This is a genomic window from Pseudomonas emilianonis (assembly GCF_023072625.1).
GTDB lineage: Bacteria > Pseudomonadota > Gammaproteobacteria > Pseudomonadales > Pseudomonadaceae > Aquipseudomonas > Aquipseudomonas paraveronii.
In genome coordinates this window covers 1-8,631 of record NZ_JAKNRV010000226.1, presented here as the reverse complement: position 1 = coordinate 8,631, position 8,631 = coordinate 1, and the positions used below count along the sequence as shown (strand labels likewise).

6 protein-coding genes and 1 pseudogene are annotated in these 8,631 nt (G+C 61.0%); 3 read left to right on the top strand and 4 right to left on the bottom strand.

Annotation, left to right across the window (positions count from 1 at the left end):
- Window positions 1-121: 121 nt before the first annotated feature.
- The 4 genes and pseudogenes from rsmA to L9Z73_RS20080 form a co-directional block, all read right to left on the bottom strand.
- A pseudogene (gene rsmA / locus L9Z73_RS31575) lies at window positions 122-796 on the bottom strand (16S rRNA (adenine(1518)-N(6)/adenine(1519)-N(6))-dimethyltransferase RsmA); the annotation flags it as partial.
- On the bottom strand, window positions 793-1,782 hold the full coding sequence (gene pdxA / locus L9Z73_RS20090; RefSeq protein ID WP_247404545.1) for a 4-hydroxythreonine-4-phosphate dehydrogenase PdxA: 990 nt from the start codon (window positions 1,780-1,782) through the stop codon (window positions 793-795). The pseudogene rsmA and the gene pdxA, both read right to left, overlap by 4 nt.
- Window positions 1,779-3,119, bottom strand: coding sequence for a peptidylprolyl isomerase (locus L9Z73_RS20085; protein WP_247404543.1), 1,341 nt, complete (start codon window positions 3,117-3,119; stop codon window positions 1,779-1,781). The genes pdxA and L9Z73_RS20085 overlap by 4 nt, the downstream gene beginning before the upstream one ends.
- A complete protein-coding gene (locus L9Z73_RS20080; protein ID WP_247404540.1) occupies window positions 3,094-5,871 on the bottom strand; it encodes an LPS-assembly protein LptD in 2,778 nt (925 codons plus the stop codon). The genes L9Z73_RS20085 and L9Z73_RS20080 overlap by 26 nt, the downstream gene beginning before the upstream one ends.
- A 130-nt stretch (window positions 5,872-6,001) precedes the next feature.
- Here L9Z73_RS20080 and L9Z73_RS20075 point away from each other — a divergent pair, with 130 nt between their 5' ends.
- The 3 genes from L9Z73_RS20075 to L9Z73_RS20065 are packed head-to-tail and all read left to right on the top strand — an operon-like array spanning window position 6,002 to window position 8,468.
- Complete coding sequence (locus L9Z73_RS20075; RefSeq protein ID WP_247404538.1) at window positions 6,002-7,027, top strand: aminoglycoside phosphotransferase family protein; 1,026 nt, start codon at window positions 6,002-6,004, stop codon at window positions 7,025-7,027.
- Window positions 7,024-7,698 (top strand): N-acetylmuramate alpha-1-phosphate uridylyltransferase MurU, encoded by a 675-nt coding sequence (murU, locus tag L9Z73_RS20070; protein ID WP_247404535.1) that lies wholly within the window; start codon window positions 7,024-7,026, stop codon window positions 7,696-7,698. Before L9Z73_RS20075 ends, murU begins: the two co-directional genes overlap by 4 nt.
- A 2-nt stretch (window positions 7,699-7,700) precedes the next feature.
- On the top strand, window positions 7,701-8,468 hold the full coding sequence (locus L9Z73_RS20065) for a TerB family tellurite resistance protein (RefSeq protein WP_247404532.1): 768 nt from the start codon (window positions 7,701-7,703) through the stop codon (window positions 8,466-8,468).
- The last annotated feature ends 163 nt before the right edge of the window (window positions 8,469-8,631 follow it).

The window sequence follows — 8,631 nt, the reverse complement described above, 5'->3', positions numbered from 1 at the left end:
TTAGGACCGTTATAGTTTCGGCCGCCGTTTACCGGGGCTTCGATCAAGAGCTTCGCGTTAGCTAACCCCATCAATTAACCTTCCGGCACCGGGCAGGCGTCACACCCTATACGTCCACTTTCGTGTTGCGCAGGGTCTTGCGGCGCTGGTTGAAGGCTTCGCGCACGACGCGCTCCAACAGTTTGTGATCCTTGGCCGGGTGCGGGAGCACGGCGTGGGGCACCAGGCGCACGATGGCCGAATCGACCTTCGGCGGCGGGTTGAACGCGCCCGGGCCAACGTTGAACAGGTGTTCGACGCGGCAGTGGTACTGAACCATGATCGACAGACGGCCCCAATCACCGCCACCAGGGCCGGCGGCCAGGCGCTCAACCACTTCTTTCTGCAACATGAAGTGCATGTCGCGGATGATCCCGGCGTTGTTCAACAGGTGGAAGATCAGCGGCGTGGAGATGTTGTATGGCAGGTTGCCCACGACCCGCAGGCTGTTGGGCGCGGCATTGAGGCTGGTGAAGTCGAACTTCAGCGCATCGCCCTGGTGCAGGATGAAGTTGGACTTGCCGCCAAACTGCTGGTTGAGGATCGGGATCAGGTCTTTATCGAGTTCAACCACGTCCAGTTGAGCGCCGCTGGCCAGCAGGCCTTGGGTCAGTGCGCCCTGGCCCGGGCCGATTTCCAGCAGACGGTCTTCGGGCTTGGCATGGATGGAGCGCAGGATGCGGTCAATCACGCCAGCGTCGTGCAGGAAGTTTTGCCCGAAGCGCTTGCGCGCCCGGTGTTGGTAATGCTCGGTCATATACGGGTCTCGGCCATCTGATAGGCGGTTTCCAGGGCCACGCGCAGGCTGCCGGTGTCGATCTTGCCGCTGCCTGCCAGGTCCAGGGCGGTGCCATGGTCGACGGAAGTGCGGATGATCGGCAGGCCCAGTGTCACGTTGACTGCGGCGCCGAAGCCTTTGTATTTCAGCACGGGCAGCCCTTGGTCATGGTACATCGCCAGCACTGCGTCGCAGTGCTCCAGATATTTGGGGGTAAACAGAGTGTCCGCAGGCAATGGGCCGCGCAGGTCCATGCCGTCTTGGCGCAGACGCTCCAGGGTGGGTTCGATGATGTCGATTTCTTCATGGCCCAGGTGGCCGCCTTCCCCTGCGTGGGGGTTGAGCCCGCAGACCAGGATGCGCGGTTGGGCGATGCCGAATTTCTGTTGCAGGTCGGCGTGCAGGATGCGCGTGACGCGCTCCAGACGCTCAACGGTAATGGCATCGGCCACATCGCGCAGCGGCAAGTGCGTGGTCACCAGGGCGACGCGTAGGCCATGCGTGGCCAGCATCATCACGACTTGGGCGGTGTGGGTCAGTTCGGCGAGGAATTCGGTATGGCCGGAAAAGGCGATACCGGATTCGTTGATCACGCCCTTGTGTACGGGGGCAGTGATCATGCCGGCGAAGTCGCCGTCGAGACAGCCTTGTCCGGCGCGGGTCAGGGTTTCCAGCACAAAGGCCGCATTGGCCTTGTTCAGTTGCCCGGTGACCACCTTGGCCAGCAGCGGGGTATCCCACACATACAGGCTGCCCGCAGGGGCTGGCAGGTCGGGCCAGTTACCCGGCGAAACGTCCAGCAACTTGACGGACACGCCCAGTTGCGCGGCCCGCTCAAGGAGCAGGTCGCGGCTGGTAATGGCGATCAGGGGATGTGGCTGGGGTTGCGAGGCGAGCAGCAGGCACAGGTCTGGACCAATGCCGGCCGGCTCGCCGGGTGTGACTGCGAAACGCTGGGGTTTCACTGGTTTGCCTGGTTGGTGCCTGTTTGCTCGGCGCCTGGCAGTTTGTTTTCTACGTAGGCTTCGTCACGGATCTGACGCAACCAGGTTTGCAGCTCTTCGTCGTACTTGCGGTTGCGCAGCACGGTCAGGGCTTGCTGTTCGCGGGCCTGGCTGGTGTTGTCGGTGGCGCGGCGGCCAAGGACTTCCAGTACATGCCAGCCATATTGAGTCTTGAAGGGTTTGGACAGTACGCCTTGCGGGGTCTTGGCCATCACTTCTTGGAACTCCGGCACCAGCGCTTTCGGGTCGATCCAGTTGAGGTCGCCACCGTTAAGGGCAGAGCCTGGGTCTTCCGAGAAACTTTTGGCCAGGGTGGCAAAGTCTTCGCCGCTTTCGATGCGGTCATAGATCTTCTGGGCCAGTTCCTTGGTTTGCGCTTCGGTGCGGACTTCGTTTGGTTTAACCAGGATGTGACGAACGTGCACTTCGTCTTTCAGCGAGGTTTCGCCGCCACGACGTTCCAGCAACTTGAGGATGATGAAGCCGCCAGGGGTACGGGCTGGTTGGGTAATGCCGCCCACTTCCATGGCACTCAGTTCACGGTCGAACGGAGGTGGCAATTGAGCAGCTTTGCGCCAGCCCATATCGCCGCCTTCCAGGGCGTTGTCGCTGCCGGACTGGGCAATGGCCATTTGAGCAAAGTCAGCACCGCCCTTCAGGCGATCATAGATAGCCTGGGTTTTGGCGGCGGCTGCATTGAGCTGCTCGGAGTTGGCGCTGTCCGGTGTCGGGATAAGGATGTTGGCCAGGTGCAGTTCTTCGGAGAGCTGCATCTTGCCCAGGTCCGATGCGAGGAAGTTCTTCACTTCCTGCTCGGAGACCTGAACCCGCTCGGCCACACGGCGCTGACGCACACGGCTGATGATCATTTCGCGGCGGATCTGGTCACGTGCGTCCTCATAGGACAGGCCATCGTGGGCCAGGGCGGCGCGGAACTGATCGATGCTCATGTTGTTGCGTTGCGCGATGGTGCCGACGGCCTGGTTCAGTTCTTCGTCCGAAATACGGATGCCGGAACGGTCGCCGATCTGCAACTGCAGGTTTTCGACGATCAGGCGCTCCAGGACCTGTTGGTCCAGGACGCTGGTAGGCGGCACACCACCGCCACGCTTGGCGATGGTTTGCTGAACTTCCTTGACCCGTTGGTCCAGTTGGCTCTGCATGATCACGTCGTTATCGACGATGGCCACGACCTTATCCAGCTGTTGAACCGCGGCATGCGCCGATACGGTACCCAGGAACAGCGCGCCCAGCATGAGCGGGCGCAGACAATCAGAAAGCTTGATCTTCACGTTCACGATAACCTTGAATGCCTTTGTCGAGGAAGCTCTCTACCTTGGCGCCGGTCAGGCCGCCGAGTCCTTTGAGGACGATCTGGAAGAAGAGCCCGTGGTCACCCTTTTCGTTAAGCGGGGCGATCTGGCTGTATTCGTCGTTGGAAACCCAGTAACGGTTGATGACGCGCAGTTTCCAGCAGCAGTTGTCGTACTCGAAACCACCGAAGGCTTCCAGGGTACGGTTGCGGGCGTAATCGTACTGCCAGCGGGTGATCATGTTCCACTGGGGAATGATCGGCCACATCATCGAGAAGTCGTGTTGTTGGATTTTGTAGTAATCCTTCACGTAGTTATCTGTACCAGGAGTGCCGTAGTCGCCGCCAAACTGCCATTTACCGCTCAGCTGGTCGTAGACCACTTGGTCGTTGCGATAGCGATAACCGAGGTTGACGACCTTGTTCGGGTTGTCTTCGGGCTGGTAGTGGAACATCGCACTGCCGGAACGTGGGGAGTGGCTTTCCGTGTCCCAGTTGTAGTCGGCAGTGGCGCGCCAGTCTCGGTTGAAGCGGAACTCGTAGTCCAGGGCGATCGGCGAAACGTCGCTCTGGGCGTCGGCGCGGTCGGCTGCCACGATACCGGGCAGTTGAACCTGGCGGTCCTTGAAGTACAGAGCCTGGCCGACGCTGACGCGTTGGCGTTCGAAGCCGTTTTCTTCGATCCAGCGGCTGGTGACACCCAGGGACAGCTTGTTCTCATCGCCGATCCGGTCGGTGCCGCTGAAGCGGTTGTCACGGAAGAGCGAGGCGTAGCTGAACGAGTATTCGCTGGTGTCGAAAACCGGGATGTCGCTCTGGTCTTTATTCGGCACATAAAGGTAGAACGCACGCGGCTCGAGGGTTTGACGATAGTCTTTGCCGAACCAGTTGGTGTTGCGATCGAAGTACAGGCCGCTGTCGACGCTGGCGATTGGCACGGCGCGATCTTGCGAACTCTTGAACGTCTGACCGGATGCAGCCATTTGCGTCTTGCCGGTACCGTCAAGGTCGAGGTCGTACTTGGTATAGACGTACTTCAACTTCGGCGTAACAAAGCCGTAGGTCCAGTTCATCGGGTAGTCGACGGCAGGGGCGGCGTTCAAGCGAGTACCGTTTGCGCGGGTCAGGCCTGTGACATAAGTGTCCAGACGAGGCGATACGAGGCCATTCTCATCGGTAAACGAGCCGTTTTCGAGGCTGCGTTCAAAACGAACCGCTTCGGTCTCGTATGTGAAGTTCAACCCGCCCGGATGGTACGGCAGCGCACCATTGAAGGTGATCTGCGGCAACCGATCATATGGCGTGATCTGAGAGATCGTTGCCAACTGATAAGCCTGGACGTTCAAGCGCGCTTGGTAAGAATCGCCTCGATAAGCCACAGAGCCTTGCTGGTTCAGGTAATCCCGACTCTCAACCCCTTCTTCATACGACTTCAAGTCCTGGAAGTAGTAAGGATCGCTGATCTTGGTGTAATCCACCTGCGTCGTCAGTCGCGAATCCAGCCCGCCCTTATGCTGCCAATTGAGCATATAGCGCGTTTTTTCGTAATCGGTCTGCTTGCTGCGTTCGTCGCTGTCGTCGTTCAGGTACGCGCCGCCGAACTGGCCTTCGCTGGATTTGGTGAGGTAGCGGAATTCGCCTTCCATCAACAAGCCGCGCTTGGTCATGTATTGCGGGTACAACGTGGCGTCGTAGTTCGGTGCCAGGTTGAAGTAGTACGGCGTCACCAGCGTAAAGCCAGTCTCGCTGCCGGTGCTGAAGCTCGGCGGCAGGAAGCCGGATTGACGACGATCGTCGATCGGGAAATAGATGTAAGGGGTGTACAGGATCGGGATGTTCTTGATCCGCAGCGTCGCGTTGGTGGCCGTACCGAAACCGGTGGCCGGGTTCAACGTGATGTTGTTGCCCTTGAGCTGCCAGGCGTTGCTGTCTGGCTCGCAGGTGGTGTACGTACCGTCCTTGAGACGGATGATCGCGTTTTCTGCGCGCTTGGCGTACAGCGCGTTACCGCGGATGCGTGACTTGTGCAACACGTATTCGGCGTTGTCGATCTGTGCCGCACCGGTATCGAGCTGGACTTGGGCGTGGTCGCCGACGATCAGGGCGCCGTTGTCGCGCAGACGGACATTGCCGTTCAGCTCGCCACGGTTTTCGGCCTGGTACAGGCTGGCTTCCTCAGACTCAAGCTGCATGCTGCCCTGGCGCATGACGACGTCACCGGCCAGGGTCGCGACCTGCTGTTCCTGCTCGTAACGCGAAGCCTTGGCGCCGATGAAGGTCGGCGCATCGCTCTGCTTCGTCTTATCGTTCATGCCAGGACGAATCGGCTCGATGTACGCGCCTGAGCAATAAGGGCCGGTTTCAGCCAGTTGGGCGGCGGTCAGCTTCTCGCGGGGCACCCAGTCCAGGTGGCTGTAGTCGGCGCTGCGTGAACGCAGGCCACGGCCCTTGGATTCGGTGACCAGTGCGGTCTGCGGCACGGCCTCGGCTTTGCCGCCAGCATCGGTTTGCGCGGTGCTGTTGGCCGAGCTGATGGCTGCGCCGTCATGCACCGGTCGTGGTGGCAATGGGGCCGCGGCGTTTTTCGGCGCGCAATCCCAGGCACCCGAAGCAGAGACTGAGCAGTCATACTGTTCCGCGGCGACCACGAATGAAGTGGCGAAGGGTTGCATGGCCAGCAGACTGCCGGTTACCAGCAACGGAAATTTTCTACGAAACGCGGGGGATTTCAATGCCATCTTATTAGTCCGGGCTTCCTGCGTGCCATCTGCCCGCGGTGTGGGCCGCACGCCTCTCGATGGTCTGAAAAAGATGCGTGATAATAAAGCATGACCCGCTTGACGGCTAGCGCCGTCGGAGACCCTTGTAATGCCCGAGCAAGATCTACGTTTACAACAGCTGAAAGTCTGGCTGGATGAGCAGTTGCCGATCCTCTTCAACGCTCAGGACTGGGGCGTCGTACCCCCGGCCACATTGACCGCCGCCAGTAGCGACGCGAGTTTCAGGCGCTACTTCCGCTGGGAAGGAGGGGCGCATACTTTCGTGGTGATGGACGCTCCACCCCCCCAGGAAAACTGCAAACCTTTCGTCGATATCGCCGATTTGCTGGCGAAATCGGGAATAAATGTGCCAAAAATTTATGCAGAAGATTTGCCGCGCGGCTTTCTTTTGCTCAACGACCTGGGCAGAAAAACCTACCTGGACGTGATTGACGAGCAAAATGCCGATCAATTGTTTGCCGATGCCATCGACGCCTTGCTGGCTTTTCAGCAGTTGCCGATGCACGCGCCGCTGCCCAGCTATGACGTCGCTTTGCTGCGTCGCGAACTGGAACTCTTCCCCGAATGGTACGTGCGCCGCCACCTGGGTATCGAATTCGACGCTCACCAGCAGGCGCTCTGGCAGCGTGCCAGCGAGCTGTTGATCGACAGCGCCCTGGCCCAGCCGAAAGTGCTGGTACACCGCGACTACATGCCGCGCAACCTGATGATCAGCGAGCCGAGCCCCGGTGTGCTGGATTTCCAGGATGCGGTCTACGGCCCGGTGACCTACGACATCACCTGCCTATTCAAGGACGCGTTCCTCAGTTGGCCCCAGGCCCGCGTGCGCGAATGGCAGCGCGGCTACTGGGAGCGCGCCGCAACACTGGGCATCCCGGTGCAGACGGATTTCGACGACTTCCTGTGCGCCAGCGACCTGATGGGTGTGCAACGTCACCTCAAGGTGATCGGTATCTTCGCGCGCATCTGCCACCGCGACGGCAAGCCACGCTACCTGGCCGACGTGCCGCGCTTCTTTGCTTATATAGAAGCGGTGCTGGCGGACCGCCCCGAGTTGGGCGAACTGGCTGAACTGTTGTCCAGCCTGCGCCAACCCGCCGAGGCGAGCGTATGAAGGCGATGATCCTGGCGGCCGGCAAAGGCGAGCGGATGCGTCCGCTCACCTTGCACACGCCCAAGCCGCTGGTGCAGGCGGGCGGCAAGCGCCTGATCGAGTATCACCTGGAAGCGCTGGCCAAGGCCGGTTTCAGCGATATCGTGATCAACCATGCCTGGCTCGGCCAGCAGATTGAAAGTTACCTGGGCGACGGTGCGCAGTTTGGCTTGCGCATCCGCTACTCCCCCGAGGGCGAGCCACTGGAAACCGGCGGCGGGATTTTCCAGGCATTGCCGTTACTGGGGGATGAGCCGTTTCTGGTGGTCAATGGCGATATCTGGACCGACTACGACTTCGCCCAGCTCCAGCGTCCGCTCCAGGGCCTGGCCCACTTGGTGATGGTCGATAACCCGGCGCATCACCCCTCGGGCGGAGATTTCTACCTGGATCATGGCGTGCTTCATGATGCGGCGCCCGGTGCCGATAACCTGACCTTCAGTGGCATTTCAGTGCTCGACCCCAAATTGTTCGCGGGTTGCAGCGCCGGTGCCTTCAAGCTGGCGCCGCTGTTGCGCGCAGCGATGGCGCAAGGGCAGGTAACGGGGGAACACATGACGGGACGCTGGATTGATGTCGGCACGCTGGAGCGCCTGGCGCAAGTCGAAACCCTGCTGACAGCGGGGCGCTAAGGATGTTGTGGCCAGGGACGCTGATCGGCGCCGGGGCTGGCTTTGCCATTGCCAGTATTCCGGGGGCCTTGTTGGGAGCCTTGCTGGGGCAGGCGTTGGATCGCCGCCTGCAACTGCAAAGCTGGGCACAGTTGCGTGAGCGCCTGGGCGGGCGTTCGGCGTTGCGCAATGACGAGCTGTTGTTTGTGCTGCTGGGCCGCCTGGCCAAAAGCAATGGCCGCGTGGTGGACGGGCATATCCAGCAGGCACGCCAGGAAATGCGTGCGCTGGACATGACGGAGCCGGCCCAGCGCCGCGCGATTACGGCGTTCAATCGCGGTAAATCCGGTTCTGACCGGGTGCGTGCCTACCTGCGCGTCCTCAAGTCCCAGCCCTACGCGGCAGAAGGCGTGTTGCGCGCCTGTTGGCGGATGGCCTGGGCGGATGGCCGTGCGGATGATGCCGAGCGCGACTTGATCAACCTGTGGGGCAAGTGGCTGGGCTGGACGCCACAACAGCTTCAGGCGCTGGCCGCCGATTACGCGCCGGAGCGCAAGCCAGTGGCCAGTCGTGGCGCCGCGTATCAGGAGGCGTTGCGGATTCTGGGGGTGACCACCACCACCGAACCATCGGTGATCAAGCAGGCCTATCGCCGCCTGCTCAGCCGCCATCACCCGGACAAGATCGCCGGCACCGGCGCCAGCCCCGCGCAAGTGCGTGAGGCCACCGAGCGAACCCGCGAGCTGCATAACGCCTATACGTTGATTCGCGAGCGGCGGGATTTCCGATAGTCGCCCGTTTTGGAGCGGGCGATCAGCCTAATGCCGGTCAGTTAAGCGATAGAGCGGGCAACCGCTAACCCGTGGCGAGGGAGCTTGCTCCCGTTGGACTGCGTAGCAGTCCCCTCTGTTGGGGCCGCTTCGCGTCCCAGCGGGAGCAAGCTCCCTCGCCACA

Excerpts from the sequence above, each read along its gene's own strand:
- L9Z73_RS20075 (WP_247404538.1), top strand. The coding sequence starts at position 6,002 with ATGCCCGAGCAAGATCTACGTTTACAACAGCTGAAAGTCTGGCTGGAT.
- L9Z73_RS20065 (WP_247404532.1), top strand. The coding sequence starts at position 7,701 with ATGTTGTGGCCAGGGACGCTGATCGGCGCCGGGGCTGGCTTTGCCATT.
- murU (WP_247404535.1), top strand. The coding sequence starts at position 7,024 with ATGAAGGCGATGATCCTGGCGGCCGGCAAAGGCGAGCGGATGCGTCCG.
- L9Z73_RS20080 (WP_247404540.1), bottom strand. The coding sequence starts at position 5,871 with ATGGCATTGAAATCCCCCGCGTTTCGTAGAAAATTTCCGTTGCTGGTA.